The organism is Rhizobium sp. GW821-FHT14E12, assembly GCF_058803745.1.
Genome location: NZ_JBXAPH010000001.1, coordinates 315,224 through 341,937 on the forward strand (window position 1 = coordinate 315,224; position 26,714 = coordinate 341,937).

At 59.7% G+C, this 26,714-nt stretch carries 29 protein-coding genes, 1 tRNA gene and 1 riboswitch; of the genes, 16 read left to right on the forward strand and 14 right to left on the reverse strand.

The window, feature by feature from the left end; genetic code table 11:
• Positions 1–94 precede the first annotated feature (94 nt).
• The 3 genes from AC1RO0_RS01595 to AC1RO0_RS01605 all read left to right on the forward strand — a co-directional run bounded on the left by AC1RO0_RS01595 (position 95) and on the right by AC1RO0_RS01605 (position 2,893).
• The gene (locus AC1RO0_RS01595) at positions 95–865 is read left to right on the forward strand and encodes a hypothetical protein (protein WP_498591221.1); all 771 of its coding nucleotides are present in this window, start codon (positions 95–97) and stop codon (positions 863–865) included.
• Between the two features lie 117 nt (positions 866–982).
• Positions 983–2,488: an SPOR domain-containing protein gene (locus AC1RO0_RS01600; protein WP_498591222.1), complete on the forward strand. Its 1,506-nt coding sequence runs from the start codon at positions 983–985 to the stop codon at positions 2,486–2,488.
• A 129-nt stretch (positions 2,489–2,617) separates the two neighbouring features.
• Positions 2,618–2,893, forward strand: coding sequence for a hypothetical protein (locus AC1RO0_RS01605; protein WP_371108087.1), 276 nt, complete (start codon positions 2,618–2,620; stop codon positions 2,891–2,893).
• Positions 2,894–2,902: 9 nt separating this feature from the next.
• Here AC1RO0_RS01605 and AC1RO0_RS01610 read toward each other — a convergent pair whose 3' ends face one another.
• Positions 2,903–3,337: a DUF1489 family protein gene (locus AC1RO0_RS01610; RefSeq protein ID WP_183693481.1), complete on the reverse strand. Its 435-nt coding sequence runs from the start codon at positions 3,335–3,337 to the stop codon at positions 2,903–2,905.
• A 210-nt stretch (positions 3,338–3,547) separates the two neighbouring features.
• Between AC1RO0_RS01610 and AC1RO0_RS01615 the strand changes: the two genes are divergently transcribed.
• Positions 3,548–4,021, forward strand: coding sequence for a hypothetical protein (locus AC1RO0_RS01615; RefSeq protein WP_498591223.1), 474 nt, complete (start codon positions 3,548–3,550; stop codon positions 4,019–4,021).
• Positions 4,022–4,133: 112 nt separating this feature from the next.
• On the opposite strand, the gene AC1RO0_RS01620 is transcribed toward AC1RO0_RS01615, so the two are convergent.
• The gene (locus tag AC1RO0_RS01620; RefSeq protein WP_498591224.1) at positions 4,134–5,540 is read right to left on the reverse strand and encodes an L-serine ammonia-lyase; all 1,407 of its coding nucleotides are present in this window, start codon (positions 5,538–5,540) and stop codon (positions 4,134–4,136) included.
• A gap of 199 nt (positions 5,541–5,739) precedes the next feature.
• Here AC1RO0_RS01620 and AC1RO0_RS01625 point away from each other — a divergent pair, with 199 nt between their 5' ends.
• The 3 genes from AC1RO0_RS01625 to AC1RO0_RS01635 all read left to right on the forward strand — a co-directional run bounded on the left by AC1RO0_RS01625 (position 5,740) and on the right by AC1RO0_RS01635 (position 7,976).
• Complete coding sequence (locus tag AC1RO0_RS01625; RefSeq protein ID WP_007696172.1) at positions 5,740–6,432, forward strand: DUF599 domain-containing protein; 693 nt, start codon at positions 5,740–5,742, stop codon at positions 6,430–6,432.
• A gap of 68 nt (positions 6,433–6,500) precedes the next feature.
• Positions 6,501–7,490 (forward strand): heparan-alpha-glucosaminide N-acetyltransferase, encoded by a 990-nt coding sequence (locus AC1RO0_RS01630; protein ID WP_498591225.1) that lies wholly within the window; start codon positions 6,501–6,503, stop codon positions 7,488–7,490.
• Between the two features lie 12 nt (positions 7,491–7,502).
• The gene (locus AC1RO0_RS01635) at positions 7,503–7,976 is read left to right on the forward strand and encodes a methyltransferase family protein (RefSeq protein WP_498591226.1); all 474 of its coding nucleotides are present in this window, start codon (positions 7,503–7,505) and stop codon (positions 7,974–7,976) included.
• A gap of 4 nt (positions 7,977–7,980) precedes the next feature.
• On the opposite strand, the gene AC1RO0_RS01640 is transcribed toward AC1RO0_RS01635, so the two are convergent.
• Positions 7,981–8,367, reverse strand: coding sequence for a MerR family transcriptional regulator (locus AC1RO0_RS01640; RefSeq protein ID WP_007696178.1), 387 nt, complete (start codon positions 8,365–8,367; stop codon positions 7,981–7,983).
• Between the two features lie 92 nt (positions 8,368–8,459).
• Complete coding sequence (gene mgtE / locus AC1RO0_RS01645) at positions 8,460–9,878, reverse strand: magnesium transporter (protein WP_498591227.1); 1,419 nt, start codon at positions 9,876–9,878, stop codon at positions 8,460–8,462.
• A gap of 196 nt (positions 9,879–10,074) precedes the next feature.
• Between mgtE and AC1RO0_RS01650 the strand changes: the two genes are divergently transcribed.
• Positions 10,075–10,569 carry a peptide deformylase gene (locus AC1RO0_RS01650; protein WP_498591228.1) on the forward strand — a complete coding sequence of 165 codons (495 nt, stop codon included), beginning with the start codon at positions 10,075–10,077 and terminating at the stop codon, positions 10,567–10,569.
• A 68-nt stretch (positions 10,570–10,637) separates the two neighbouring features.
• Here AC1RO0_RS01650 and AC1RO0_RS01655 read toward each other — a convergent pair whose 3' ends face one another.
• The gene (locus tag AC1RO0_RS01655; RefSeq protein ID WP_498591229.1) at positions 10,638–11,147 is read right to left on the reverse strand and encodes a hypothetical protein; all 510 of its coding nucleotides are present in this window, start codon (positions 11,145–11,147) and stop codon (positions 10,638–10,640) included.
• A 239-nt stretch (positions 11,148–11,386) separates the two neighbouring features.
• Positions 11,387–11,471 (reverse strand) — tRNA-Leu (locus AC1RO0_RS01660).
• Positions 11,472–11,671: 200 nt separating this feature from the next.
• Here AC1RO0_RS01660 and lipB point away from each other — a divergent pair.
• On the forward strand, positions 11,672–12,388 hold the full coding sequence (gene lipB / locus AC1RO0_RS01665; RefSeq protein WP_498591230.1) for a lipoyl(octanoyl) transferase LipB: 717 nt from the start codon (positions 11,672–11,674) through the stop codon (positions 12,386–12,388).
• Here the strand turns inward: lipB and AC1RO0_RS01670 are convergent.
• A complete protein-coding gene (locus AC1RO0_RS01670) occupies positions 12,385–12,807 on the reverse strand; it encodes a helix-turn-helix domain-containing protein (protein ID WP_498591231.1) in 423 nt (140 codons plus the stop codon). The two genes, lipB and AC1RO0_RS01670, sit on opposite strands and share 4 nt — an antisense overlap.
• Before the next feature lie 226 nt (positions 12,808–13,033).
• On the opposite strand from AC1RO0_RS01670, the gene AC1RO0_RS01675 reads away from it, so the two are divergent.
• From AC1RO0_RS01675 to sugE, 6 genes are all read left to right on the forward strand, one after another.
• Positions 13,034–13,969, forward strand: coding sequence for a DMT family transporter (locus AC1RO0_RS01675; protein WP_498591232.1), 936 nt, complete (start codon positions 13,034–13,036; stop codon positions 13,967–13,969).
• A gap of 81 nt (positions 13,970–14,050) precedes the next feature.
• Positions 14,051–16,060: an acetyl-CoA carboxylase biotin carboxylase subunit gene (locus AC1RO0_RS01680; RefSeq protein ID WP_498591233.1), complete on the forward strand. Its 2,010-nt coding sequence runs from the start codon at positions 14,051–14,053 to the stop codon at positions 16,058–16,060.
• A 100-nt stretch (positions 16,061–16,160) separates the two neighbouring features.
• Positions 16,161–17,288, forward strand: a complete 1,128-nt coding sequence (locus AC1RO0_RS01685; protein ID WP_007696195.1) for an S-(hydroxymethyl)glutathione dehydrogenase/class III alcohol dehydrogenase — start codon at positions 16,161–16,163, stop codon at positions 17,286–17,288.
• 71 nt (positions 17,289–17,359) lie between these two features.
• Complete coding sequence (locus AC1RO0_RS01690) at positions 17,360–17,824, forward strand: YaiI/YqxD family protein (RefSeq protein WP_498591234.1); 465 nt, start codon at positions 17,360–17,362, stop codon at positions 17,822–17,824.
• Complete coding sequence (fghA, locus tag AC1RO0_RS01695) at positions 17,821–18,654, forward strand: S-formylglutathione hydrolase (protein ID WP_498591235.1); 834 nt, start codon at positions 17,821–17,823, stop codon at positions 18,652–18,654. The genes AC1RO0_RS01690 and fghA overlap by 4 nt, the downstream gene beginning before the upstream one ends.
• Positions 18,655–18,807: 153 nt before the next feature.
• Complete coding sequence (gene sugE / locus AC1RO0_RS01700) at positions 18,808–19,122, forward strand: quaternary ammonium compound efflux SMR transporter SugE (RefSeq protein WP_498591236.1); 315 nt, start codon at positions 18,808–18,810, stop codon at positions 19,120–19,122.
• A 160-nt stretch (positions 19,123–19,282) separates the two neighbouring features.
• Here the strand turns inward: sugE and AC1RO0_RS01705 are convergent, their stop codons facing one another.
• The 7 genes from AC1RO0_RS01705 to AC1RO0_RS01735 all read right to left on the reverse strand — a co-directional run bounded on the left by AC1RO0_RS01705 (position 19,283) and on the right by AC1RO0_RS01735 (position 25,137).
• Complete coding sequence (locus tag AC1RO0_RS01705) at positions 19,283–19,675, reverse strand: DoxX family protein (RefSeq protein WP_007696214.1); 393 nt, start codon at positions 19,673–19,675, stop codon at positions 19,283–19,285.
• Between the two features lie 123 nt (positions 19,676–19,798).
• On the reverse strand, positions 19,799–21,331 hold the full coding sequence (locus AC1RO0_RS01710) for an acyl-CoA carboxylase subunit beta (RefSeq protein WP_498591238.1): 1,533 nt from the start codon (positions 21,329–21,331) through the stop codon (positions 19,799–19,801).
• 62 nt (positions 21,332–21,393) lie between these two features.
• Entirely contained in the window at positions 21,394–21,870 is a 477-nt protein-coding gene (locus tag AC1RO0_RS01715; protein WP_498591239.1) for a hypothetical protein, read from the reverse strand.
• A gap of 70 nt (positions 21,871–21,940) precedes the next feature.
• Positions 21,941–22,726 carry an ATP12 family chaperone protein gene (locus AC1RO0_RS01720; protein ID WP_498591241.1) on the reverse strand — a complete coding sequence of 262 codons (786 nt, stop codon included), beginning with the start codon at positions 22,724–22,726 and terminating at the stop codon, positions 21,941–21,943.
• 9 nt (positions 22,727–22,735) lie between these two features.
• Entirely contained in the window at positions 22,736–23,389 is a 654-nt protein-coding gene (locus AC1RO0_RS01725; protein ID WP_498591243.1) for an HAD-IA family hydrolase, read from the reverse strand.
• Positions 23,386–24,384, reverse strand: coding sequence for an RluA family pseudouridine synthase (locus tag AC1RO0_RS01730; RefSeq protein WP_498591245.1), 999 nt, complete (start codon positions 24,382–24,384; stop codon positions 23,386–23,388). The genes AC1RO0_RS01725 and AC1RO0_RS01730 overlap by 4 nt, the downstream gene beginning before the upstream one ends.
• Before the next feature lie 219 nt (positions 24,385–24,603).
• A complete protein-coding gene (locus AC1RO0_RS01735) occupies positions 24,604–25,137 on the reverse strand; it encodes a copper chaperone PCu(A)C (protein ID WP_498591246.1) in 534 nt (177 codons plus the stop codon).
• 183 nt (positions 25,138–25,320) lie between these two features.
• Positions 25,321–25,408, forward strand: a riboswitch (glycine riboswitch).
• A 148-nt stretch (positions 25,409–25,556) separates the two neighbouring features.
• Between AC1RO0_RS01735 and gcvT the strand changes: the two genes are divergently transcribed.
• Complete coding sequence (gene gcvT, locus AC1RO0_RS01740) at positions 25,557–26,693, forward strand: glycine cleavage system aminomethyltransferase GcvT (RefSeq protein WP_498591247.1); 1,137 nt, start codon at positions 25,557–25,559, stop codon at positions 26,691–26,693.
• Positions 26,694–26,714 lie beyond the last annotated feature (21 nt).

The following is a 26,714-nucleotide window of genomic DNA, read 5'->3' on the forward strand; positions in this document are numbered from 1 at the left end:
TCATTCCACATCGGGACTCATCAGGGGTCTCTTGCCGCAGCGGATACGTCGCCAACGATGATGACCGATGCGGGTTGGAACCGAAGGCAAGAGCATGGCCCCTCCTCTGTCGTCCACCTCCATGATCGACGAACAGCCGCTGATTTCGAGCGGCCTGGTTTACCGTCTGACCGCCGGTGTTGCCGTGCTTGCGGCGCTGACCATGGCAATCACCATCGGAGGCCGCTGGCTCGGCGAGAAAATTTCGCTTGCGGGCCACACTGACAGCACCAAACCGATCACCGTGACGATCGGCGAAGACACCTTGCGCGTTGGTGCCAATATGATCCGCTTTCCGAGCGAACGGGCAAACGGCGTCGCCGAACGCGTCGATCTCTACCTCACCTGGCCGCAGATGCAGGGCTACAGCGATGCCGACAGGCTGCGTTTCGACGATATTTCCCAATCCGCCTCATTGATCTTCCTCCAGCTCAGCCAGAGCACCATGTCGCGCGACATGTCGGGCCGGCTGGAGCCGATCTATTCGCATTTGATGGAGGGACAAGCCGTTGCCGGTCCGCACGGCCTGACAGCACATCCGCTCCGCGCCGATGCCGGCTATAGCGGTGAAGTGCTTCTGACAGCGCCGCGCATCGGCGAGCCTGATTATGTCGTCCGCTGCATCCTGCCTGCCTCACCCGACCTTGCGACCAGTGGCGATTGCCAGAGGGACGTCAAGGTCGGCAAGGATCTGAGCGTCCTTTATCGTTTTTCCGCCAATCAGCTCGGCGACTGGCAGACAATGGATGCGGCCGTTCAGGGCTTCGTCAAATCCCACCTCATCGACGCACCAAACGCCAGCGGCACGTCCGCAAGCGACGGCTAAAATGGTGCCTAAATTTGAAACCAACTGTTCATCATAAACCGATTGGTAACGCTAAGCCCCTAGGTTGGAACGTAACGGACGTTCTTGGAGGCGGCGGCCGGATAATCGAGACCGTAAATGCAAGCAGAGAGTGAAGTAGTGTCCAGATCAAATTATTCCGCATCCTCAACGCACTCCGGCAAGTTTCTGGCGAAGATGCTGTTTGGTCTCGCAGTTTCGACGGCGACGATAACGATGACCGTTGATGCGTCGTACGCAGCCGGTGGCTCGAAATATGCGGGCATCGTCATTGATGCGAATACCGGCAATGTCCTCTACAGCGAGAATGCCGACACGCTTCACTATCCCGCGTCGCTGACCAAGATGATGACGGTATATCTGACCTTCGAGGCGCTCGAATCCGGTCGGGTCACTCTCGATACGCCTGTGATCTTCTCAAAGAATGCCGCCATGCAGGCGCCGACGAAGCTTGGCATCGGCACTGGCCGGTCGGTTACCGTTCGCGAAGCGATCCTCGGCATCGTTACCAAGTCGGCCAACGACGCGGCCATGGCACTTGGCGAAATGCTCGGCGGCTCGGAAGACAACTTTGCCCGCATGATGAACGACAAGGCCCGCATGCTCGGCATGACGCGTACGACCTATCGCAACCCGAACGGCCTGCCGAACACCGCGCAGATGACCACGGCGCGCGACCAGGCTCGTCTCGGCATCGCCCTGCGGGAGCACTTTCCGCAATATTACGGCCTCTTTTCCACAACGAGCTTTCGCCTTGGCAACAGGGTGATCCCGGGACACAACCATCTGCTCGGCTCGGTCCGTGGTGTCGATGGCATCAAGACCGGTTACACGCGCGCCGCCGGCTACAATCTCGCGACTTCCGTGAAGGTCGATGGCCGTTCGATCGTCGGCGTCGTGCTCGGTGGCGCCTCGACGCCGGCCCGCGACAACCAGATGCGCAAGCTGATTGCGACCTATCTGCCGGTCGCATCGACCAAGCATATTTCCTCCAACGTGATTGCCCAGACCGTGGCGGAAACACCGAATATCCAGGCCGCAAGCGCGCGCATGGCGGCAGCTGGCAGTGTGAAGGCGAGCAAGGTCGAAAGCGCGGAGGTCGAAGACGATCAGCAGCCGTCCAGCGCCGCTGCTTTTGCTGCGGTAGCGCCGAAATCCAGCAATCCGCTGCTTACGAGCAAGCAGAAGCACCGCGCCGCATCCGACGAAGTTGCCTCCATAGCGCCGACGGCGACGGATGAGAGCGGCGTCGATGATGTCGATACGCTGACGACTGCTTCGACGTCCAAGTCAGATACGAAGATCATCAAGCCTCAGAAGGTCGAAAAGGCGGAGAAGCCTGAAAAGCTTGCCAAGGCTGAGAAAGGCCCGACTGGCTGGGTCGTGCAGATCGGCGTTTCCTCCAGCAAGGACGGCGCCGACGATCTACTCGACAGAGCCAAGAGCAAGGGCGGCAAGGCATTGCGCTCGGCCAAGGCTTACGCAGTTGCCTACGACAACGGCTATCGCGCCCGCTTCGGCGGCTTTGGAGACCAGAATGCGGCGGTCAATGCCTGCAAGGCGCTCAAGAAGGCCGGCGTGAAGTGCTGGGCAAGTTTGGAATAGGAATGTGGCCACGGTTTTCGTGTCGCATTGTCAAGAGATTGCCGGGTTTCGCGTTGAGACACCCGGTTTTCCGGTCCCCGATGTGTATCGGGCCGGCCCTGAGTTTGTAATGTGTTGCGGGGATATAAGATGGCGATGAACGAGAACTTTCCAGGTTTCTCGCTCGATGGCGCGGGAAAGACCAAACCGAAGGGCTTTGCCCTTCATCCGCTGCATGAAGCGGCATTGCGGCTGGCCGATCTGGGCCTCAACCGTTCGCGTTCGCGCAGTAAAACGAAAGACCTAATCGGCATCCTGCTCTGCCATGGCGCGCGCGCCTGGCGTTATTCACAGCCGGAAGCCAATATTCGGCTGCACATCACCTCGCCGAACGGCCAGGCACCGGTGCAGCTGCGGGTGCGCTGAGTACCCGCTTTACAGCAATCCCAATTCGGAAAGCTCGCGTCTCAAGTCCGCGGGCAACTCGGCAACGCCGCCGAGACTGTCGAGGTCGCGCGGCACATCGTCCTGCGGCAGGTAACGCCATCCCTGAAAAGCCCGACGCGGCTGTCCGGCGGTTTCGACGACACTCGGATCGAGAATCAGCCGGCAGCGATGAATGCCGTCGACGTCGGTGAAGGTTTCGACACCGAGTAGCTTCTGTCTCGCCTGCACCTGCCCCTTGATCACCCAATAGAGCGAGCCGCCGTCCAGCAGCTCTTCCATCCGCTTCGGCACCATGCGCGTCGTATGGGTGGTATGCGGCTCCAGGCCGGCGGCAATAGCGCTCATCGCCCGTTCGGAAACCCATTCGCGCAGATCCTCAAGCGAGTCTGCGCCCACGCATAATTTGATCAGATGCAAAGCCATGACGCCGTTGAAATCCTTTTGACCGGCAGCGTCAAGCTTTTCACGTCATGCGTCCACAAACTCGATATCGTTCTGCCCGGGCCATGTATGATTCTCGGGGCTGCCACTGACATCGTCGCCCCAGTTATGTTGTCAGAGAGTTTCGTGCATGGTGCGATTGATCGAGGAATATGATTTGGTATCAGGTTGGAGCTTACGGAGGGCGTAATCATGGTGGGCCATCGAAAACAGCCGTCGAAAAGACATCGGCCGGATGCCTTGTCGGATAATGCCTTCACGCCATATGAAATTGCGTCGGATACGTCATGGGCGGATCTGCGGGAAATGGAACAACCACCCGTCAGTGCAGACGCCTATGTCCAAGCTTATCTCGCTGATCCCGATACGTATTGGTGGTCAACGAACGATTATTCATCACGCGAGGCGGACGTCGTCTTGAAACGGGTCCTCGCCATCATCGCGCAAGCCCGCCTGCCCGATCATGAGCAAGCGCTCGGTCAATTGGGCGTCGGGCCGCTGGAAAATATGATGTCCGATGCTCTGCTTGATCTATTAGGACCCTGGATGCCGTTCACGGCCGCAATGTGCTACGCTCTTGGCTCAGTGCGGATGGAGTTCGAGCCACCCGCTTTACAACGGCGTTTAGCCACGATGATCCTGCATTCGCAGGGTAAAGACCGTTGATGCCATAGAAATACAAGAAAAGAACTCGGTCGGGCGGCTTGAAAGCTACCCGTCAACCAGGTCTATTGACCACCTCATCTGTTGGATGAAGCAATACCTCTAATGTTCTGATTCAACATTCGACGACGTTCACCGCAAGGCCGCCCATCGACGTCTCCTTGTATTTCTCGCTCATGTCGTTGCCGGTCTGGCGCATGGTTTCGATGCAGGCGTCAAGCGGCACGAAATGCTGGCCGTCGCCCTTGAGGGCCAATGAGGCGGCAGTCACAGCCTTGACGGCGCCAAGCGCATTGCGCTCGATGCAAGGTACCTGCACGAGGCCCGCAACCGGGTCGCAGGTCATGCCGAGATGGTGTTCGAGGGCGATTTCAGCGGCATTTTCGATCTGCTCCGGCGAGGCGCCCATGACCGCGGCAAGTCCCGCAGCCGCCATCGCGGCCGCCGAACCCACCTCGCCTTGACAGCCGACTTCGGCGCCGGAGATCGAGGCATTGTGCTTGATGATGCCACCGACGGCAGCGGCCGTCAGCAGGTAATTGCGGATACCGTCCTGGTCCCAATCCTCATGGAAGTGCTGGTAATAGCGGATTGTCGCCGGAATGACGCCGGCAGCGCCATTGGTCGGCGCGGTGACGACACGGCCGCCGGCCGCATTCTCCTCGTTGACGGCCATGGCATAGACGCTCAGCCAGTCGTTGGCGAGCAGCGGATTGATGCGGTTGCTGCGCCATTCCTCCTGCAGCTTGTCATGGATGGAGCGGGCGCGACGGCGCACCTTCAGGCCACCAGGCATGATGCCATCGACCTTCAGGCCGCGATCGATGCAGCTGCTCATCGCCGTCCAGATGCGATCCAGCCCGGCATCGAGATCGTCGCTGCTCATCCGGGTCTCTTCGTTGGCGCGCTTCATCTGGGCGATCGAAAGACCGGAGCGCTCGGCCATATCCAGCATCTGCTTGGCGGTGGAGAAGGGGAATGGAATGCGCTCGCCGGAAGAGGCTTGCTTCTTGTTGGCACGCATCTGCTCGAGCTCGGTATCGGTGACGACGAAGCCGCCGCCGACGGAGTAGTAGATACGCTTGACGAGCAGACGCTCGTCCTTGTCGAAGGCGGAAAAGCTCATGCCGTTGGCATGGCCCGGCAGCGGCACCTTCTTGTCGAAGATCAGGTCGGTCTTCGGTTGGAACTGATAGGCTGGATGGCCCGGCGGCGTGATGCGGCCGCTGCGCTCAACCTCGTCGATGATAGCATCCATCCGGTCGGGATCGACCTGGTCCGGGCTTTCTCCCATCAGGCCGAGAATCACCGCCCTGCCCGTGCCGTGGCCGATGCCCGTATGGGCAAGCGAGCCATGCAGGCTGACCTTGATCGAGGCGACATGCACATTCGAGGACGGCCGCGGCCACTCGCTCGACAGCACGAGGTCAAGAAACCGATTCGCGGCCGACATAGGTCCCATCGTGTGCGAACTGGACGGTCCGACGCCGATCTTGAAAACATCGAAAACTGAAAGAAACATGGACCTCTAGTGCCTCCTCGGCAAATCAAGCAATGACAAGGCTACGCTATCAGGGCAGCCCTGCACGGCGATCGACCGACATCGGATTTCATGCCTGCGACATAACATATAGGCTTGAGGCGGCGCAAACATAAGGCCATTGCGCCCGAACAGGCGTGCGTTACAGTCTGGAATAGAAAGACTGGGAGAATCTGCCTTCATGACGACCGTCGACTATGTCGCCCTCGCCCTCTTCATTTTTCTCTGGATTGCCCTGAACTGGATCACCAGCAGCGCCAGCTTCTTCAATCGCACCAGCTTGACGCTGGCGATGAACGAGCGCCGGCGCGAATGGATCCACAATTCATTGCGTCGCGACCTGAAGATGATCGATACGCAAATTCTGGCCGGCCTGCAGAACGGCACCGGTTTCTTTGCCTCCACATCGATCTTCGCCATCGGCAGCTGCTTCGCCCTGCTTGGCGCCACCGACAAGGTCAACGCCTTCTTCGCCGACCTGCCCTTCATCCTCAATGGCGGCCGCGCCGCCTTCGAGCTCAAGGTGGCGGGGCTTGCCTGCCTGTTCGGCTACGCCTTTTTCAAATTCGGCTGGGCCTATCGCCTGTTCAACTATTGCACCATCCTCTTCGGTGCCCTGCCGATGCGGCAGGATGCCGAGCTCGATCCCGCGCGGGCGGAGCGGGCCGCAGAGCGCGTCATCCGCATGAACATCATCGCCGCGCGCAATTTCAATGCGGGTCTGCGAACCATCTTCCTGTCGATCGGCTATCTCGGCTGGTTCCTGAGCCCCTATGTCTTCATGGTCACCACGATGTTCATCATCATCGTTCTGGTCCGCCGGCAGTTTTTTTCCGACGCCCGTCTGGCCATCATGGATATCGATGTGCCATGACATCGCCGCGTTGGCGATGACTGATCTGCTGCCGACGATCTGAATTCATGCCTGGAAGGATTCCCCAAATGGCCGTTATCGCCGAGAGTATCGATGCGCCGCAGAAAACGCCCCGCATCGGCATTCTGGACACGGCGCGTGGTATCGCGCTTCTGGCGATGGCGAGCTATCATTGCACCTGGGATTTCGAATTCTTCGGCTATCTCGAGCCTGGTACGGCGGAAACCGGCTGGCTGAAATTCTATGCTCGCGCCATCGCCAGCACCTTCCTGTTCCTCGCCGGCGTCAGCCTCGTCCTTGCCAACACGCCTGAAGTCCGCTGGCAGTCCTATTTCAAACGCCTCGGCATGATCGTGGTCGCCGCCGTGGCGATTTCCATCGTCACCTTCATCGGCATGCGCGACGAATGGATCTTCTTTGGCATCCTGCACAGTATCGCAGCGGCCAGCATCATCGGCCTGTTCTTCCTGCGCCTGCCGGCCTTCGCAACGCTGCTGATAGCCGTGCTGCTCCTGGCCGGCATCGTCGTTGACAATGTCATCGCGCCTTTTTCGCTGCACTCCACCGTTTTCAATACGCCCTGGCTCTATTGGGTCGGCTTGTCCGAAAACCTGCCGCGATCGAACGACTACGTGCCCGTCTTCCCATGGCTGACACCGTTCCTTTTCGGTCTCGGCATCGCGCAGCTGGCGATCTCGCTCGGCTGGCTCCGGCCTCTGGCGAAGCTTGGTCCCGGCCATAACCTGATCGCCCGCGCCGGCCGACACAGCCTGATTTTTTACCTCGTCCACCAGCCGCTGCTCTTCGGCCTGGTCTATCTTCTGTCACTGGTCGCGCCTGCTCCGGTACCAGACCCCACGGTTGGCTATATCAGGCAATGCGAGACCTCCTGTACGCAATCGGGCAGCGAAGCCATGTGCCGCAGCTTCTGCAAGTGCACGCTCGATCAGTTGCAGGCGCAGAATCTCTTCTCGCCGCTGGAGTCCGGGGCAATTAAGGCAGATAGCGATGAACGGATCAGCCGAATCGCGCTACAATGCACGGAACAAGCGCAATGACAGGGTTATTCGATGAATGCCTATCGTTCCAAGTCGCTGAGTTTCCCGTGGCCGCCTTTATTATATAGTCTCGCAGTCATAACGGCGCTGTATTTGAACCAGGACTATCCGGTGAGACTGCCCTATCTGTGGGCCATCATCGGCTGGGGCATCGGCGCTCTTCTCACCATCGCCGCAGTGACGCTGAATGTCTGGGCGGTGAAGACGCTGATCGAAAGCCGCACCACCGTGCTGACGCAACGCTGCACCGCGCATCTGGTGACCAAGGGGCCGTTTCGCTTTACCCGCAATCCGACCTATCTCGGCTATACGCTGCTGACGGCAAGTCTTGGCCTGATGATCGGCAACGTCTGGTTCGTCGCCATGGCGGCCGTGGCGGCGGCGCTGACGACGCTGCTGGTCATCCGCTGCGAGGAAATGCACCTGCTCTCCCGCTTCGGCTGCGAATTCGAGTTCTATTGCAGGCATACGCGCCGCTGGATTTGAGGGCTTAGGTCCCCACGCCAATCTCGGCCAGGCGGCCAAGGCAGGCTTCCTCAACATTGTCGAGCTCGGTCAGCGTGTCTTCGATATCCTTGCGCTTCTGGCGCAGTTCGTTGCGTTTCTCGTCGACGCGCTTCATCAGCAGTTTCAGCTGGCCCATCTCGCCCGGCGGTTCCTTGTAGACCTGGATGATCTCGCGGATTTCGGCGATGGTGAAGCCGATGCGGCGGCCGCGCAGGATTTCCATGATAAGACGACGGTCGGCTGTGCGGAACAGACGGGTGCGGCCTCTGCGTTCAGGATGAATAAGACCTTCGTCCTCGTAGAAACGCAATGTTCGGGTCGAAACCCCGAATTCCCGCGTCAGCTCCGTTATGCTATAGTATCTGTCCACCAGTCGCGCGCCCCTGTATTGCAGGGGGCATAATATTGACTTTTACGTAATAGTCAATTTGTGCACGATGGCACTCCCCCTGTCATTTCAGCCTAGTGAATGGCGAACCACCACGTCGCAATGCCCAGGAATGCGAAATATCCCGTGCAATCCGTGACCGTGGTGACGAAGGCCGACGAGGCGATGGCCGGATCGGCGCCGAAGCGATGCAGAATCAGCGGCAGAAGGATGCCACCAAGGGCCGCCGCGACCAGATTGATGATCATCGCTGCGCCGACGACGATACCAAGCTGAAAATCATGGAACCAGAATGTGGCGACGGCACCCATGATGATGGCGAAGAGCATGCCGTTGATCAGGCCGACGCTCGCTTCCCTGCGGATAACGCGGAAAGCATTGTAGATATCGAGGTCGCCGGTGGCGAGCGCCCGCACGGTGACGGTCATCGTCTGGGTGCCGGCATTGCCGCCCATCGAGGCGACGATCGGCATCAGCACGGCAAGCGCCACCATCTTCTCGATCGCGCCGTCGAAGACATCGATGATGCTGGAGGCAAGGATCGCCGTGACCAGGTTGACCGCCAGCCAGACGAAGCGCGAACGCACCGTCGAGGTGACGTTATCCGACAGTTCTTCGTCGCCGACGCCGCCGAGGCGCTTGATGTCCTCGTCGGCTTCTTCGTTGATGACGTCGACCACGTCGTCAATGGTCAGCACGCCGACCAGCCGTTGATTCTCGTCGACGACGGCGGCGGACAGCAAGTCGTATTGCTCGAAGAGCTGCGCCGCCTCCTCCTGGTCCATTTCGGCCGGGATCGGATGCGAGGTTTCGCGCATGATGCCCTCGACCTTTGCCTGGCGCTTGGCCCGGAGGATGCGGTCGAGATCGATGCTGCCGAGCAGCTTGAACGTCGGGTCGATGACGAAGATCTGGGTGAAGGCTTCCGGCAGCCCTTCTTCGTCGCGCATATAGTCGATCGTCTGGCCAACCGTCCAGAATGGCGGCACGGCGACGAATTCGGTCTGCATGCGGCGGCCGGCAGACCGCTCCGGATAATCGAGCGCTCGCCGAAGGCGGACCCGCTCGGTGAACGGCAATTGCGACAGGATTTCGTCGCGGTCTTCCTGATCCAGGTCCTCGAGAATGTAGACGGCGTCGTCCGAATCAAGCTCGCCGATGCCGGCGGCGATCTGGTCGTTCGGCATCTGGTCGACGATCTCCATGCGGATCGCCTCGTCCACCTGCGTCAGCGCCGTCATGTCAAAGTCGTTGCCGAGCAATCGCACGAGCGCCAGACGTTCATGCGGCGGCAGCGATTCGAGAAGATCGCCGAGTTCGGAATCGTGCAGCCGCACGACATTCTGCTGCAGGAACGCAACGTCCTGCCGCTCGATCGCATCGCTGATCTTGGTCAGAAAATCGGAGCGGACGACGCCGTCCTCATTATAGATATCTGGATCGGTCTCCGCGGAGGTCTTGCGAAGGCGTTCGTCTTCGTCGGTCGTGGTCATTGTCGCCTCCCTTCCCGATTCAATTTATGGAGATCTAGGATTTCGCTCTGGAGAATGACGGCGAAAAGCTTATTGTCAACAATTGGATAGACGAGAAAGCTGACGTTTTATGTCGGATCTGTAAGACGGTGGCATTAGCCTAGTATTGCCCCTATCCTTAGGCGGTCACTATATCGTTCCGTCAACAGAGATTGCCGTGCCAGTCCGTCCTATCATTCATTTCCCAGATCCACTGTTGAGAACCGCCTGCGCGCCGGTGACTGTCTTCGACGATGGTCTGCGCAGTCTGGCCATCGATCTCCTGGATACCATGCGCGCTGCGCCCGGCGTCGGCATCACTGCCGCCCATATCGGCGTTCTCCAGCGCGTCACCGTAATCGAGCTTAGCCGCGAGGACGGCGTCCGCACCTATATCAATCCGGAGATCACATGGTTTTCCGAGGAAACGATACGGCATATGGAAGGTAGTGTCTCCATGCCCGGCTTCACCGACGAGGTTGTCAGGCCGAGGGCCATCCGCTTCCGCTATCAGAATATAACCGGCGAATCCCATGAAGCTGAGGCCGCAGATTTCCTGGCGGTTTGCATCCAGCATGAGGTCGATCAGCTTGACGGTCTGTTCTGGCTGCAGCGGCTGTCAAAGTTGAAGCGCGATCGGCTGGTGAAGAAATGGGAAAAGGCGAAGACCTGATCTGGCTCTCCGCACAAAAAATACGGGCGCCTTTGGGGCGCCCGCTGATTGTCAGATGAAGAGGCAGATTAGCCCTTCAGCTTGGTGTTGCAGAGGCTGTAGTAGCCGCCGCCCTTCTGGATCCACTTCAGGCCATTGAGGCTGTTCTTAGCCTTGTTGGCGTTGTAGGCGTCGACGCAAGTGTGGAAGCGGCCCTTGCCGGGCGTTTCGCTCGAATACTTGGTATCGACGGCAGTCGGGAAGGTCACGCCCGACGGAGCGACGGTCGTCGGCTTCGCCGGCTCCTTAGCCGGTGGCTTGGTGACATCTGGCTCGTTGGGATCGACCTTGGCGGTCGTGGTCGTCTTTGCAGGCGTCGTTGCGGCCGGTGCGGTAGTGGTTGCAGATGTATCTGCACCGCACTGAGCGGCACGGAAATCATTCCACTTCTGGCCGTTCAGAGTACCCGCATCCTTGGCAGCCTGGTATTTGGTGCTGCACTCTTTCATCGTTAGCGCAGAGGCCGGCGATGAGAGGGCCATCGAGCCCAAAACTGCAAAAGACGCAAAAGACATCAACAGGATGGCACGACTAGTCATTGGCAAATCCTCCGCTCTATGACGAATGTCGAAACTATTAATCATCTCGCCCCTTTGATTTGTCAATCGACGCAGCATCAGGGTTCGATGAGCGACACCATATGACGACGAACATGAACGGTAACTGTACAGAAACAGCGACCAACGCGAGTATATCACATATCGCGCAACTTAAAAGGATGTAGAAAACTCCGGCGGAGTAGAAAAACAAAAAAACCCGCCGAAGCGGGTTTCTTGTTTGGTGCGGTCGAGAAGACTCGAACTTCCACGGGTTGCCCCACAGCGACCTCAACGCTGCGCGTCTACCAATTCCGCCACGACCGCATCGTGGTAGTTGCTGGATTGCTCCGGCGGGGCTGCATGTAGCAAAAGCACTCGGGGGGCACAAGAGATATGTGTCAGTTTTTTTGAAGAGTTTCACAACTGTTTGAATTCCCCTGTGAAAGCCTCCATATAGGCGGTGCTTGCCGGCTCGTTGACTTTATATGAGATGCGCGGCCGCAGGCGTGCAAAGGACTGGCAGGATGCTACGCACCGATCTCGAACACCAAATGTTTCCACTTATTGATTCACCGCCGGTGCGTTGGCGCATCGCCGACTGTCCCGTGCCCTATGACGAGGCGGTGGCAACCATGGAGGCGGAAGTCGCCGCCATTGCCGATGGCCAGGCGTCGGAACTCGTCTGGCTGGTCGAGCACCCTCCTCTATATACGGCCGGCACCAGCGCCAACGCGGCCGATCTCATCGAGCCCGATCGTTTTCCGGTTTTCACCACCGGGCGCGGCGGCGAATACACCTATCATGGCCCCGGCCAGCGCGTGGCCTATGTCATGCTCGATCTGAAACGCCGGCGTCAGGATATCCGCGCTTTCGTGGCCGCGCTGGAAGAAGTCATCATCCGCACGCTCGACTCGATGAATGTCCGCGGTGAGCGCCGCGAGGATCGCGTCGGCGTCTGGGTGCGCCGTCCGGAAAAACAGCTGCTGCCGGATGGGACCATGACAGAGGACAAGATCGCCGCACTCGGCATCCGCGTGCGCAAATGGGTGACGTTTCACGGCCTGTCGCTGAACGTCGATCCCGACCTCAGCCATTTCTCAGGCATCGTCCCCTGTGGAATATCCGCCTATGGCGTCACTAGCCTGGTCGATCTCGGCCTGCCGGTAATGATGACGGATGTGGATATCCGACTGCGCGAGGCTTTCGAGCAGGTTTTCGGCGAAACAGCCAATGAGGTCTAATGCGCGACGTCCTTGCTGACGTTGCGTAGCCGAATCTGATGGTCAAGCCTTTCCAGCTGGCGTGTCGTCGTCTCGATCAACCGGCCAATGTCCTGATGGGCGGAACGCAGGCGGGACAATTCGCTCCGAACCGCTTCCAGCGCCCGTTCTTCACTATCGTCGCGCGGCCCGTCCCCCGTACCGGTCATCAGCCAGGCAGGCGAAACGCCGAACAGGCCGGCCATCGCGGCCAGAACGGCCGCTTTCGGTTCCGAACGGTCCGATTCCCAGGCGAGCATCGTTTCCTTGTTTACGCCAAGCTGGCTTGCCAATGATTCGAGGCTGATGCCGGCGGCATCGCGGGCCATGGAGATGCGCCCCCCCAGGGTATCGTCGCTTTCATCCGAAAAAACGGTCGTCTCATGTTCCGTCTTCAACATCGGTGCGATCCTCCGTTTTGGTCGCGCCGGTGAAATTCTGAGCGGCGCGCTTAAATTTTTAGCGGATTAACCAGGCGGATATAGGTCTAGAGGCGTCATGTAGCGACCTCGATGTGTCCGATTTGGGAAAGTCCGGCACTTTACGTCAAATGGTACAACCAATTGAAAAAGACAGGTTGCACCCGATGCCTTGATCGAATGGCGTTCCTGTGATTGATGTCCGGTCATGTCCGCTATCGTCACCGCTCCCGCCCAGCAAAACCCTCTGCAAGGTATGGCCATCATGGCCGGTGCCATGATCGTGTTGCCGGTGATGGATGCCATCGCCAAATATATGGCGACCTTCGAGGCGATGTCGCCGGGACAGGTGACCTTCTATCGCTTCTTCTTTCAGCTCGTCTGCACCCTGCCGCTGCTCTTTTTTGCGTTCGGCTGGGGGGCGCTTTCGGCCAAGCGGCCGTGGATGAACCTGTTGCGTGGCGCATTGCACGGCGCAGCGAGCCTGCTGTTCTTCGCAGCGGTCAAATACATGCCGCTTGCCGACGTCTTCGCCATCTATTTCGTCGAGCCCTTCATTTTGACCGCGCTCTCGGCGCTGTTTCTCGGCGACAGGGTCGGCTGGCGGCGCTGGCTGGCGATCGTCGTCGGCTTCGGCGGCGCTATGATCGTCATCCAGCCGAGCTTCGAGATTTTCGGCCTGAAGGCGCTGCTGCCGGTCGCCTGCGCCTTTCTGTTCGCGCTCTATCTCTTCATGAACCGCGCCGTTGGCGACGCCGATTCACCTTTGACCATGCAGACCATGGCCGGTATCGGCGGCACGATCTTCATGACAGGCGCGCTGTGGATCGGAGCCTCAGCCGGCGCTACCGATTTCGTACCGTCCCTGCCCGCTTCCTGGCTCGGTCTCGCACTGCTGCTGATTCTCGGCGCGGTATCCGGCTATGCCCATCTGCTGGTCGTCCGCGCATTCCGGCTTGCGCCGTTATCGTTGCTGGCGCCCTTTCAATATTTCGAGATCATCTCCGCCACTATTCTTGGTTATGCGCTGTTCGGTGATTTTCCTAATTTTTCCAAATGGATCGGCATCCTGATCATCGTTGGATCGGGCCTGTTCATCATCTGGCGCGAGCGGGTGCAGTCGCGATTGATGACATCGGCTTGAGGGCCTTTATCTTCCGCATGGACCGCCGGGGCGATTTGTGGCTAAAACGCTAGCAGGGCATATGCATTGGGCGGAGTTTCCATGTTCAAGAAAATCCTGATCGCCAACCGCGGCGAGATCGCTTGCCGTGTGATCAAGACCGCGCGTCGAATGGGGATCCTGACTGTCGCGGTTTATTCAGACGCGGATCGCGACGCCCTGCATGTCGAGATGGCCGACGAAGCCGTGCATATCGGCGCAGCCCCTGCCGCCGAAAGCTATCTTGTTGCCGAAAAGATCATCGCCGCCTGCAAAGAAACCGGAGCCGAAGCGGTGCACCCCGGCTACGGCTTCCTCTCGGAACGCGCCTCCTTCTGTGAAGCTCTGGAGAAGGAAGGCATCATCTTCATCGGCCCGAAACCGAAGGCCATCAAGGCCATGGGCGACAAGATCGAATCGAAGAAATTCGCCAACGCCGCCAAGGTCTCCACCGTGCCCGGCTATCTCGGCGTCATCGACGATGCCGACCACGCAGAAAAGATCGCGGGCGAAATCGGCTATCCCGTGATGATCAAGGCGTCGGCGGGCGGCGGCGGCAAGGGCATGCGTATCGCCTGGAGCAAGGATGAAGTGCGCGATGGTTTTGATCGCGCCCGTTCCGAGGCGAAAAGCTCCTTCGGCGACGACCGTGTCTTCATCGAGAAATTCGTGGTCGATCCCAGGCATATCGAAATCCAAGTGCTGGCCGATGGTCACGGCAATGTCGTCTATCTCGGGGAGCGCGAATGCTCGATCCAGCGCCGCAACCAGAAAGTCGCCGAGGAGGCACCCTCGCCTTTCCTTGACGAGGCGACACGCAAGGCGATGGGCGAGCAGTCCGTGGCGCTTGCCAAGGCGGTCGACTACCAGAGCGCCGGCACCGTCGAGTTCATCGTCGATCGCGACCGCAATTTCTATTTCCTCGAAATGAACACCCGCCTGCAGGTCGAGCATCCGGTGACCGAACTCGTGACCGGCATTGATCTTGTCGAGCAGATGATTCGGGTTGCCGCCGGAGAAAAGCTGCCATTCAAGCAGGATGACATCAAGTTAAACGGCTGGGCGATCGAAAGCCGTCTCTATGCCGAGGATCCCTACCGCAACTTCCTGCCGTCGATCGGCCGTTTGACTCGCTATCGCCCGCCGCGCGAAGGCAAGAACGGCAAGATGATCGTTCGCAACGATACCGGCGTCTTCGAGGGCGCTGAAATCTCGATGTATTACGACCCGATGATCGCCAAGCTCTGCACCTGGGCACCGACACGGCTTGAAGCGATCGACGCCATGGGTGAGGCATTGGACGGCTTCGTCGTCGACGGCATCGAGCACAACATGCCGTTCCTCTCGGCGCTGATGAAGCATCCGCGCTGGCGTGAAGGCAGCCTGTCGACCGGCTTTATCGCAGAAGAATATCCTGATGGTTTTGCTCCAATGACGCCGGATGGCGGCGAAGCCGCACTGCTGGCGGCCATTGCCCTCTCCTGCGGCCTGGTCGATGCCAACCGACGTGAGCGCTATGCCGACAGGTTGCGGCCGGCCACGGGGCCATTGCGCGAAGAATGGGTGGTCAAGCTTGGCGCGGATTATATTCCGATTACGCTGCTCGACGGCCTCGTTACCATCCCGTTCGAAATGGACATGCAGATCGCCGGTGACAGCTTCACGGTTACCACCGAGTGGCGTCCAGGCGATGCCGTTTGGGCCGGCTCGGTCGGCGGGCGCAAGGTGACAGCGCAGATCCGTCCCTTTCTCAATGGTTTGCGCATCGACTGGCAGGGGCTCTCCGTCCGGACCAGGGTCTTTACTCCGAAGCAGGCGGAACTCGACAGGCTCATGCCGGTGAAATTGCCGCCGGATACGTCAAAGCTGCTGCTCTGCCCCATGCCGGGCCTCGTCGTCGCCATTGCGGTCGCCGAGGGACAGGAGGTCAAGGCCGGGGAGACGCTGGCGATCGTCGAGGCGATGAAGATGGAGAACGTGTTGCGCGCCGAGCGTGACCTGACCGTCGGCAAGATCAACGCCAAGCCCGGTGAAAGCCTCGCCGTCGATGCGGTGATCATGGAGTTCGACTGATCAAAATACGGCATTAAGTGTCTGATTTTTAGCTTGAGACGTACTGCGCGCTCATGCGAATGTCGCGCCGACCAAATCATTATTAGAAGGGAATGAAACGATGGACGTACGCGCCGCCGTTGCCGTTCAGGCAGGTAAACCGCTCGAAGTCATGACCGTGCAGCTCGAAGGCCCGAAGGCCGGCGAAGTGCTGATCGAGGTCAAGGCCACCGGTATTTGCCATACCGACGACTTCACGCTGTCGGGTGCCGATCCGGAGGGTCTGTTCCCGGCCATTCTTGGCCACGAAGGTGCAGGCATCGTCGTCGATGTCGGTCCGGGCGTGACCTCGGTCAAGAAGGGTGATCACGTCATTCCGCTTTATACGCCGGAGTGCCGCGAATGCTATTCCTGTCTGTCGCGCAAGACCAATCTCTGCACCTCGATCCGCGCCACCCAGGGCCAGGGCCTGATGCCCGACGGCACCTCGCGCTTCTCCATCGGCAAGGACAAGATCCACCACTATATGGGTTGCTCGACCTTCGCCAACTACACGGTCCTGCCTGAGATCGCGCTCGCCAAGGTCAATCCCGACGCGCCCTTCGACAAGATTTGCTACATCGGCTGCGGCGTGACGACCGGCATCGGCGCGGTCATCAACACTGCCAAGGTCGAAATCGGCTCGACTGCGATCGTCTTCGGTCTCGGCGGCATCGGTCTCAACGTGCTTCAGGGCCTGCGCCTTGCCGGTGCCGACATGATCATCGGCGTCGATATCAACAATGACCGCAAGGCCTGGGGCGAAAAATTCGGGATGACGCATTTCGTCAATCCGAAGGATGTCGGTGACGACATCGTGCCCTACCTCGTCAACCTGACGAAGCGCAACGGCGACCTGATCGGTGGCGCCGACTACACCTTCGACTGCACCGGTAACACCAAGGTCATGCGTCAAGCGCTCGAATCCTCGCATCGCGGCTGGGGCAAGTCCGTTATTATCGGCGTTGCCGGCGCAGGCCAGGAAATCTCCACCCGTCCGTTCCAGCTGGTCACCGGCCGCAACTGGATGGGCACCGCCTTCGGCGGCGCGCGCGGTCGCACCGATGTGCCGAAGATCGTCGATTGGTACATGCAGGGCAAGATCCAGATCGATCCGATGATCACCCACACCATGCCGCTCGAAGACATCAACAAGGGTTTTGAGCTGATGCACTCGGGCGAAAGCATTCGGGGCGTGGTGGTGTACTGATTGCCGCCAACAGAGCTGCATGCGGTGCATGAGTTAAGCACCGTATGCTATTCTAACTATTGAAGTATCAAATGATCTATGTCGACGCCGATGCCTGCCCGGTCAAGCCGGAGATTTTGAAAGTTGCCGAGCGCCACGGCATCGAGGTGACGCTTGTGGCCAATTCCGGTCTCAGGCCGTCGCGCGATCCGATGGTGAAGAATATCATCGTCTCTAGCGCTTTTGATGCCGCCGACAATTGGATTGCCGAGCACGCCGGTCCCGGCGATATCGTCATCACCGCCGATGTGCCGCTCGCCGGGCGCTGTGTCGCCACCGGCGCGCTGGTGACCGGGCCGACCGGCCGCATCTTCGATATCGCCAATATCGGAATGGCCACCGCGATGCGCGACCTTGGCGCCCATCTGCGCGAGACCGGCGAAAGCAAGGGCTACAACGCCGCCTTTTCGCCGCGCGACCGCTCGGCCTTTCTTGAAACATTCGACCGGCTCTGCCGGCGGGCAAAAGCCCACAATCCGTCTGGAGACCAGTCTTGAATATCATTTCCCAGAACACCGCCTTTGGCGGCATGCAGGGCGTCTTTTCGCATGAGTCCGTGATCTGCCAGGGCGAGATGACCTTCGCTGTCTTCGTGCCGCCGCAGGCGATCACTCAGCCCTGCCCGGTCGTCTGGTATCTTTCCGGCCTCACCTGCACCCATGCCAACGTCATGGAAAAAGGTGAATATCGTCGCATGGCGGCTGAGCTCGGTCTGATCATCGTCTGCCCGGATACCAGTCCACGCGGCAACGACGTGCCGGACGAGTTGACCAATTGGCAGATGGGCAAAGGCGCCGGATTCTATCTCGATGCCAGCGAGGAGCCGTGGTCCGAGAACTACAAGATGTACACATACATCACCGAGGAACTGCCCGCCTTGATCAGCGAACAGTTCCGAGCCGACATGAGCAGGCAGGGCATCTTCGGCCATTCCATGGGCGGCCACGGTGCGATGACCATCGCGCTGAAGAATCCGGATCGCTTCAAGAGCTGCTCTGCCTTCGCGCCGATCGTCCAGCCCTCGACCGCCGATTGGTCGGCACCGGCCCTGGAAAAATATCTCGGAGCCGACAAGGCCGCCTGGCGGAAATACGATGCCTGCGCGCTTGTCGAGGATGGCGCCCGTTTCCCCGAGTTCCTGATCGACCAGGGCAAGGCCGACAGTTTCCTGGAAACCGGCCTACGCCCCTGGCTGTTCGAAGAGGCGATCAAGGGCACCGGCATCGGTCTGACGCTGCGCATGCATGAGCGCTACGACCACTCCTACTATTTCATCTCCAGCTTCATGGACGACCATCTGAAGTGGCATGCCGAGCGGCTGGCATGAAACAAGTGGCATAGCAGCCATGCAATCCTCAGGTTGAAAAACCGATGCAACTGAGGCATATATCTACCCGCGCAGACGACTGCGGCGGCCGGTATCGGATTACCGACCGTAAAATACCGCGGGGACGGCCTCGCTCTCACAAAGGAGCGTAAAATGGCTTGGTTCCTGCTTTTCCTCGCAGGTCTATTTGAAATCGGTTGGGCCATCGGCCTGAAATACACGGATGGTTTCACCCGACCGATGCCGACAATCCTCACCGTCATCTCGATGGTTATCAGCGTCGTATTGCTGGGGCTGGCGGTGAAGACTTTGCCGATGGGCACGGCTTATGCCGTCTGGACGGGCATCGGTACGGTCGGCACCGTCCTACTTGGCATCTGGTTGCTGGGCGATCCCGCAACCCTCGTTCGCCTGTTCTGCATCGGCCTGATCGTTGCAGGCATTGCCGGGCTCAAGCTCGCTGCCTGAGGCGTGCGAGCTCCAATCACCCCGACAGGAAGAGCAATATCGTAATTGCAAAGGGCGCGGGCGAAAAGCTGAAGAGCTTTTGCGCGCCGCGCCCGATGCAGATGGGGGTTATGATAATGTGTCGGACCCGGAGATTGGCCGAGCCAGACGTTGGGATCGATTACTTCTTGCGATTGTCGATGGCCAGGAGACCGGGACCCGCGAAGATCAGGAACAAGAAGACGAAGCAATAAAGGATAGCTGCGTCGCCGCCATTGTTGGCGGGGTAAAAATCCTTCGGGTAATGCGCCATGAAATAGGCGACCGCCATGTTGCCGCAGAGGATGAATGCGACGGGACGGGTAAAGAAGCCGACGACTATTGCCAGTCCGCCGATGACCTCGAGAAGACCCTGAACCAAAAGCAGGGTTGGCAGCGGGCTTGGAAATTGACCGCCGGCCGGAAAGCCGAAAAGCTTCTGCGTGCCATGTTCGATGAACAGGACGCCGGTAACGATACGCAGGACAGCAAGTGCATAAGGCTGGTATTGATTCAGCCGATCGGAAAGCGCCATTTTAAACTCCAGTTCTAAGTCCCCCAAATGAAAGCATTAGAGAGGTCGGTTGCGAACGTGAAAACACGGATTCTGACGTCCAATCAATTTACCGTGTAAAATCCGTGACTTGTTGTCACGTACCTAAAGTGGAATGTTGTCGTGCTTCTTCCATGGATTGGTCAGATTCTTGTTGCGCAGCATTTTCAAACCCTGCGCCAGCCGACGCCGGGTCGAGTGTGGCTTGATCACCTCGTCGATATAGCCGCGCTCGGCGGCGACGAAGGGTGACAGGAAACGATCTTCATACATCTTCGTATGCGCCGCGATCTTCTCCGGATCGGCTATATCCTTGCGGAAAATGATCTCGACCGCGCCCTTGGCGCCCATGACGGCAATCTGTGCAGTCGGCCAGGCATAGTTGAGATCGCCGCGCAGATGTTTCGACGCCATGACGTCATAGGCACCGCCGAAAGCCTTGCGGGTGATGACGGTGAGCTTCGGCACGGTGGCTTCAGCATAAGCGAAGAGCAGCTTGGCGCCGTGCTTGATCAGCCCGCCATATTCCTGCGCCGTGCCTGGCAGGAAACCGGGCACGTCGACGAAGGTGACGATCGGGATATTGAAGCAGTCGCAGAAGCGCACGAAACGCGCCGCCTTGCGTGAGGCGTCGCTATCGAGCACGCCGGCAAGCACCATGGGCTGGTTGGCTACGAAACCGACCGTGGCCCCCTCGATCCGGCCAAAGCCGCAGACGATGTTCTTGGCGAAGCTCGCCTGGATCTCGAAGAAATCCCCCTCGTCCGCCACCTTCAGGATCAGCTCCCTGATGTCATAGGGCTTGTTTGCATTGGCTGGGATGATCGTGTCGAGCGACATGTCCGGGTCGGTGACCGATTGGTAGCACTCGATTTCCGGCAGGGCCGCGGTATTCGACTGCGGCAGGAAATCGATGAGCCGGCGCACCTGCATCAGGGTATCGATGTCGTTATCGTAGGCGGCGTCGGCAATCGAGGATTTGGTCGTGTGCACGGAGGCGCCGCCGAGCTGCTCGGAGGTCACGGTCTCGTTGGTGACGGTCTTCACCACATCCGGGCCGGTGACGAACATATAGGAGGTGTCGCGCACCATGAAGATGAAGTCGGTCATCGCCGGCGAATAGACGTCGCCGCCGGCGCAAGGTCCCATGATGATGGAAATCTGCGGAATGACGCCGGAGGCGAGCACGTTGCGCTGGAACACCTCGGCATAGCCGCCGAGCGCCGCCACGCCCTCCTGGATGCGCGCGCCGCCGGCATCATAGATCCCGATGATCGGCGCGCGGTTCTTCAACGCCATATCCTGGACCTTCATGATCTTCTCGGCATGCGCCTGCGAAAGTGAGCCGCCGAAGACGGTAAAATCCTTGGCGAACAAGAAAACGGTACGGCCATTGACCGTGCCCCAGCCGGTGACGACGCCATCGCCGGCGATCTTGGTCTTGTCCATGCCGAAATCGGTCGAGCGGTGCTCGACGAACATGTCGAACTCCTCGAAGGAGCCTTCATCGAGAAAGATGTCGATGCGCTCGCGCGCCGTCAGCTTGCCGCGCGCATGCTGCGCATCGATACGCACCTGCCCGCCTCCGAGCCTTGCGACCTCCCGGCGACGTTCCAGTTCCTGCAGGATCTCTTTCATGATGGCCCTCTTCTGCGCTTATCCGCCTTAGCATGACGCAGGAATAGTTTGAAGCCGTAGGCTCAGTTCACCAGCGGCGGCGTCTTCAACACGAAGATCGACCGGATACGAGCGGCAACATCCTCGGCCATCAGATCGTTGGCAGCGGTCGGATCCTGTGTGTAGTTCACGATATCGAAGGAAGCGATTGCAAGCACCGCACCAGTATCGACCGAGGCAGCATCGACATTGATCTTTGCCGAATTGCGGTCCTTGTTGAAGCTACGCCCCTTGCGAAGGTCCGTCACACGGATCGTCAATGCCACCTTCGGCAATGGCGTATCACGGGTCGTCACGGCAATGGCGGCGTTGACGTGATCATTGATGGCTGACAGCAACGTCGGCGGAACTGGCGGAACGGCCTGGTCGGCAACAACAGTGGCGCTGCGAACATCATAGGCCGGCGGTGCAGGCGGTTCCGTCAGCGACCAACTCGAGCATCCAGCCAGTGCCAAACATCCCACGAGCGCCGATACCGCCCCCGACCTCAATTGCAGCATGATTCGCGTCCCGAACTCCCAACCCCGTAATATGCAGAGTTCGATATAACGGACTGGAAATCAACAACATTCAACTGCGAAGCGCAGAAAATACATCCGTTGCCGCCTGAAACTCTTCGAAGCGCTGGGCGCGGCGATGATCGGCCTCTTCATCATGCCCCCATTGCTCGATCGTCCAGTCTTCATCGAGATGGGCAAGCGACCAGACCTCGGCAAGAGGTAGTCGACCCTCGGCAAAGGCAAGCGCCAGGATCGCCGAACCCGTCAGCGTGGTGATCGTGTGCAGGCTGGCGAGTTCCAACGGCGTGTCGTATTTGCGCAGCGTCACGGCAAATGCGGCGATCGCCTCGCGCGGCTGCTCCTGATGCATGACACCTTCCGCCACGATGAAGCGGGCGCCGAGCTCGTTGGCTGCCCAGTCGATCAGCGGATCCCACCGCTCCGATTGCCGTTCCACCAGCCGTTCCGGTTGATCGGCGCGATAGCAGAGCAGGTCGCTGGAGGAAAAGCGCAGAATATCCTCGAAGACCGCTTGCGGATCGGTCGCCACGCCATCGAGCGCTGTATTGACCAGGCGCGTGACCGGCATGACGGCTGGGTCGATGATCTCTACCTGCCGCGCCCATTCGGTCGCCACAAGTTTCGCCAGCGCCTCGGTCGGCACCGCGAGCGATCGTCGAGCTGGCGTCTTCACCACCTTGCCGTCCAGCTCGATCACGTGGGCATCCTCGCCCTCGCGGATGCCCACGTCCTTGTAGAAGCGCTTCGGCAAAGGCTTCTTCATCTGGATCTGCGCACGGCGGATCGGGTCGGGGTGGCTCAAACCTTCGGAAAGGTCGTTCAACAGGTCGCGCATGGCGTCACCTCAGAGAATATGGCTCAATAGGTCATTCGGATGATGGGCAATGGCGTCAGCGCCGGCGGCCAGCAGTTCTTCCACCGAGGCATAGCCCCAGGCGACGCCGATCGCGGTCGCACCCGCTGCCTTGGCCATCTGCATATCATAGATGGCATCACCGATGACAATGGTATCATGCGGATCCACGCCCGTCTCGCCGCAGCACTCCGTCACCATCGCCGGATGCGGCTTCGAGGGGCAATCGTCGGCGGTACGCGAAACGACGAAATAAGGCGCAAAGCCGTTCGCCTCGAGAATATACGTCAGGCCGCGGCGCGACTTGCCGGTGACCGCACCCAGCAGCAACCCCTCGCGGGCGGCCAGCGTCTCGATCAGCGGCTTGATGCCGTCGAACAGCGGCGTCTGCATATCCGCCTCGTCTCGTACGCCGGGATAGATTGCTTTGTAATGCGCCGTCATGGCGATCGCCTCGTCATCGACATGCGGCTTGCCCTGCATGCGGGCAATCGCGATATCGAGCGTCAGGCCGATGATCGACTTGGTGGAAGCAACGTCAGGTCGCTTGTGGCCGAAGTCGACGAAGGTGCGGGCCATAACCTCGTGGATCAGCCGCGCACTGTCGACCAGCGTCCCGTCGCAATCGAAAAGAACGAGGCTCATTCGTCGTCCGGCTCCCCCGCCGATGCCATATCAAGGCCGAGAAGGTTCCAAGTCTGCACCATATGCGGCGGCAATGGCGCGGTGATGCGCAAACGGCCGCCATTGGGATGCGGAATATCGATGTGGCGGGCATGCAGATGCAGCCGGTTCTGAACGCCACCCGGAAAATCCCAGTTATGATCGTCGTCGAAATATTTGGGATCGCCGATGATCGGATGCCCCATATGCAGCGCATGGACGCGCAACTGGTGCGTACGGCCGGTATAGGGCTCCATCTCCAGCCAGGCGAGGCTCTGCGCCGCGGTTTCAAGCACGCGATAATAGGTGATGGCGTGATCGGCGCCGTCTTCTCCATGCTTGGCAATACGCATGCGGTCGCCATCGGGGGTGGCTTCCTTGACCAGCCAGGTCGAGATCTTGTCTTCGTGCTTGCGCGGCACGCCCTTTACCAGCGACCAATAGGTCTTCTTGGTGTCGCGTTCGCGGAAGGCGGCCGTCAGTTTCTGCGCCGCACCTCGGGTGCGGGCGACGACGAGGACGCCGGACGTGTCGCGGTCGAGACGATGTACCAGGCGCGGCTTTTCGCCCTTCTTGCTCGTCCACGCCTCAAGCATCTTGTCGAGATGACGAGTAAGGCCGGAGCCGCCCTGCACGGCAAGGCCGGCCGGCTTGTTCAGCACGAAGACCTTCTCGTCCTCATGCAACAGCATGCGCGCCAGAAGATCGGCGTCGCTGGAATGCTTCATATCCTTGTTGCCGATCGGGCCGCTCTTCACCCCTTTTGCGTCGACGTCCAGCGGCGGTATCCGCACGATCTGTCCCGGCTGCACGCGCGCATCGGTCTTCACGCGGCCGCCGTCGACACGCACCTGACCGGAACGCATCAGCTTCTGCAACTGCCCAAAGCCGAGCCCTGGGAAGTGCACCTTGAACCAGCGGTCGAGGCGCATGCCGGCCTCGTCAGGCTCGACCTCTATATGCTCAATCCCGGCCATTCTTCTTCTTTCAAAAGTCGCGGCGTGGTCCCGAAAGGTGTGAAACGGTTTCGGGCAACTTCATGCCAAATCAGGGAACTGGAGACGATCTCGCCCCAGGGCCGGTCCATCCCGGCCTTTTGACGTGGCTTTAGAGCATTTCGAGGGAAAGTGGAAACCGGAATTGTCCATAGGTGGGAATTTTATGACGGCATTCGCACTTCGGTGGCCGCGCAAACCTCAGTTTGCGTTCGGCGCAACAACGGGCAAGTTGATGTCAACCATCCCCGCCTTCTCGAACATCAGCATGACCGGCACGGTGCCGCCTTGCCTGAATGGCGCCTTCACCTGCTTGAACATCATGTGCATGGTGCTCGGCGAAAGCGTCACGGTGGCGCCGGCAGGAATGGCGATGCCTTCCTTCACTTCGCGCATCTTCATGACCTCGCCCTCCATCTTCATCTGATGCAGCTCGACCTTGCCGGCTTGCGACGATGTGACGGAGGTAAGCTTGTCGTCGCTCTTGCCGCCATTGTGGATGGTGATGTAGCCGCCGCCGACCGGCTGGCCCGGCAGCATGGCGCGGACGTAGCCACCGCTGATGTCGAGATCGCCGAGCTTGGCCGTTGCCGAACCCGCCGGCGCCTTGCCCGCATCCATGTGCATCCCGTGCATGCTATTGGCGTCGTTGCTCTGCTGCGCCATGACGGCTGTCGCCGAAAACGAAAATACGGTCGCCGATATCATCAACGCGGCGGCATAATTGTGGTTCATCATTGTCTCCTACCCTGCCTCTCCATTGGCTTCATGGGATAGCCTCTCGAGGCGTCATTGCAAAGTCCCTCGCATCCGCCAGTCGCGCACTTCCGCGTGTGCTCAAACAAGCCGCGCGACAAAAATTTGTTCAAGGGCGACATTTGCCCCTTGCCATCTCTGACGACTACCAGATAATGGCACTCAACCTTGTTGGGAGAATCCGGTGCAAGCCGGTGCCGAAGGAGCAACCGCCCCGGAAACTCTCAGGCCAAAGGACCAGCAAGGGGCAGACGGAACTCTGGAGAGAAACGCGCAAGCGTTCGCCGAAGGGATAACAATCTCAGGCAAACGGACAGAGGGGGCTCATCGTAAGGCGCAGCTGCGCCGAAATTTTGAGCCCTGCGCTTTTAACCGAGCGCAAACCCCGGAGACGTCATTTGGACGAGACCGCTGCCCTGAACAAGACACCCCTTCACGCCCTGCATCTGTCGCTTGGTGCCCGCATGGTGCCGTTCGCCGGCTATGACATGCCGGTGCAATATCCCGCCGGCGTGATGAAGGAGCATCTCTGGACCCGCGCATCCGCCGGTCTGTTCGACGTTTCCCATATGGGCCAGGTGACGATCCGCGCCCGCTCCGGCAAATATGAGGATGCGGCGCTGGCGCTCGAAAGCCTCGTGCCCGTCGATATCCTTGGCCTCGCGGAAGGACGTCAGCGCTATGGTTTCTTCACCGACGACAATGGCGGCATCCTCGACGATCTGATGATCACCCATATGGACGACTATCTTTTCGTCGTCGTCAATGCCTCCTGCAAGGAGGAAGATCTTAAGTATCTTCAAGATCATATCGGCGATATCTGTGAAATCACTTTACTGGATCGCGCCCTGATCGCATTACAGGGGCCGCGCGCCGTCGCCGTCCTTGCCGAGCTCTGGGCCGACCTCGCCTATATGAAATTCATGGATGTGCGCCATTGTCGCCTACACGACGTTTCTTGTCTGGTCTCGCGCTCGGGCTATAGCGGCGAGGATGGTTTTGAGATTTCCGTACCGGCCGACAAGGCCGAGGACATCGCCAAGCGGCTACTTGAACATCCCGACGTCCAGCCGATCGGCCTCGGCGCCCGCGACTCCCTGCGCCTCGAAGCCGGACTTTGCCTCTACGGCAATGACATCGACCAGACGACGACGCCGGTCGAGGCCGCGCTGGAATGGGGCATGCAGAAAGCCCGCAAGACCGGTGGCCTGCGTGCCGGCGGCTTCCCTGGCAGCGCCCGCATCCTTGCCGAACTCGACAGTGGCGCCACGCGTCGGCGCGTCGGCCTGAAGCCGGAAGGCAAGGCGCCGGTTCGCGGCCATGCCAAGCTTTACGCTGATGCCGAGGGCAAGACCGAGATTGGCGAAGTCACCTCCGGCGGCTTCGGCCCGAGCGTCGAAGCTCCGGTCGCCATGGGCTACCTGCCCGTCAGCTTCGCCGCACCCGACACGCTGGTCTACGCGGACGTGCGCGGCAAGTACCTGCCCGTCCGGGTCTCCGCCCTGCCTTTCATCACCCCGACCTACAAACGCTAAGACGTCATAGCCCAGAGAGGA

Excerpts from the sequence above, each read along its gene's own strand:
- AC1RO0_RS01720 (WP_498591241.1), bottom strand. The coding sequence starts at position 22,726 with ATGCGCGACCTGTTGAACGACCTTTCCGAAGGTTTGAGCCACCCCGAC.
- AC1RO0_RS01655 (WP_498591229.1), bottom strand. The coding sequence starts at position 11,147 with ATGACTAGTCGTGCCATCCTGTTGATGTCTTTTGCGTCTTTTGCAGTT.
- AC1RO0_RS01670 (WP_498591231.1), bottom strand. The coding sequence starts at position 12,807 with ATGTTGAAGACGGAACATGAGACGACCGTTTTTTCGGATGAAAGCGAC.
- AC1RO0_RS01710 (WP_498591238.1), bottom strand. The coding sequence starts at position 21,331 with ATGAAAGAGATCCTGCAGGAACTGGAACGTCGCCGGGAGGTCGCAAGG.
- AC1RO0_RS01605 (WP_371108087.1), top strand. The coding sequence starts at position 2,618 with ATGGCGATGAACGAGAACTTTCCAGGTTTCTCGCTCGATGGCGCGGGA.
- AC1RO0_RS01625 (WP_007696172.1), top strand. The coding sequence starts at position 5,740 with ATGACGACCGTCGACTATGTCGCCCTCGCCCTCTTCATTTTTCTCTGG.
- AC1RO0_RS01730 (WP_498591245.1), bottom strand. The coding sequence starts at position 24,384 with ATGGCCGGGATTGAGCATATAGAGGTCGAGCCTGACGAGGCCGGCATG.
- AC1RO0_RS01675 (WP_498591232.1), top strand. The coding sequence starts at position 13,034 with ATGTCCGCTATCGTCACCGCTCCCGCCCAGCAAAACCCTCTGCAAGGT.
- AC1RO0_RS01615 (WP_498591223.1), top strand. The coding sequence starts at position 3,548 with ATGGTGGGCCATCGAAAACAGCCGTCGAAAAGACATCGGCCGGATGCC.
- AC1RO0_RS01725 (WP_498591243.1), bottom strand. The coding sequence starts at position 23,389 with ATGAGCCTCGTTCTTTTCGATTGCGACGGGACGCTGGTCGACAGTGCG.
- AC1RO0_RS01595 (WP_498591221.1), top strand. The coding sequence starts at position 95 with ATGGCCCCTCCTCTGTCGTCCACCTCCATGATCGACGAACAGCCGCTG.
- AC1RO0_RS01600 (WP_498591222.1), top strand. The coding sequence starts at position 983 with ATGCAAGCAGAGAGTGAAGTAGTGTCCAGATCAAATTATTCCGCATCC.
- AC1RO0_RS01680 (WP_498591233.1), top strand. The coding sequence starts at position 14,051 with ATGTTCAAGAAAATCCTGATCGCCAACCGCGGCGAGATCGCTTGCCGT.
- AC1RO0_RS01620 (WP_498591224.1), bottom strand. The coding sequence starts at position 5,540 with ATGTTTCTTTCAGTTTTCGATGTTTTCAAGATCGGCGTCGGACCGTCC.
- lipB (WP_498591230.1), top strand. The coding sequence starts at position 11,672 with ATGCTACGCACCGATCTCGAACACCAAATGTTTCCACTTATTGATTCA.
- AC1RO0_RS01610 (WP_183693481.1), bottom strand. The coding sequence starts at position 3,337 with ATGGCTTTGCATCTGATCAAATTATGCGTGGGCGCAGACTCGCTTGAG.
- AC1RO0_RS01685 (WP_007696195.1), top strand. The coding sequence starts at position 16,161 with ATGGACGTACGCGCCGCCGTTGCCGTTCAGGCAGGTAAACCGCTCGAA.
- AC1RO0_RS01715 (WP_498591239.1), bottom strand. The coding sequence starts at position 21,870 with ATGCTGCAATTGAGGTCGGGGGCGGTATCGGCGCTCGTGGGATGTTTG.
- AC1RO0_RS01735 (WP_498591246.1), bottom strand. The coding sequence starts at position 25,137 with ATGAACCACAATTATGCCGCCGCGTTGATGATATCGGCGACCGTATTT.
- AC1RO0_RS01690 (WP_498591234.1), top strand. The coding sequence starts at position 17,360 with ATGATCTATGTCGACGCCGATGCCTGCCCGGTCAAGCCGGAGATTTTG.
- sugE (WP_498591236.1), top strand. The coding sequence starts at position 18,808 with ATGGCTTGGTTCCTGCTTTTCCTCGCAGGTCTATTTGAAATCGGTTGG.
- AC1RO0_RS01635 (WP_498591226.1), top strand. The coding sequence starts at position 7,503 with ATGAATGCCTATCGTTCCAAGTCGCTGAGTTTCCCGTGGCCGCCTTTA.
- AC1RO0_RS01630 (WP_498591225.1), top strand. The coding sequence starts at position 6,501 with ATGGCCGTTATCGCCGAGAGTATCGATGCGCCGCAGAAAACGCCCCGC.
- AC1RO0_RS01705 (WP_007696214.1), bottom strand. The coding sequence starts at position 19,675 with ATGGCGCTTTCCGATCGGCTGAATCAATACCAGCCTTATGCACTTGCT.
- mgtE (WP_498591227.1), bottom strand. The coding sequence starts at position 9,878 with ATGACCACGACCGACGAAGACGAACGCCTTCGCAAGACCTCCGCGGAG.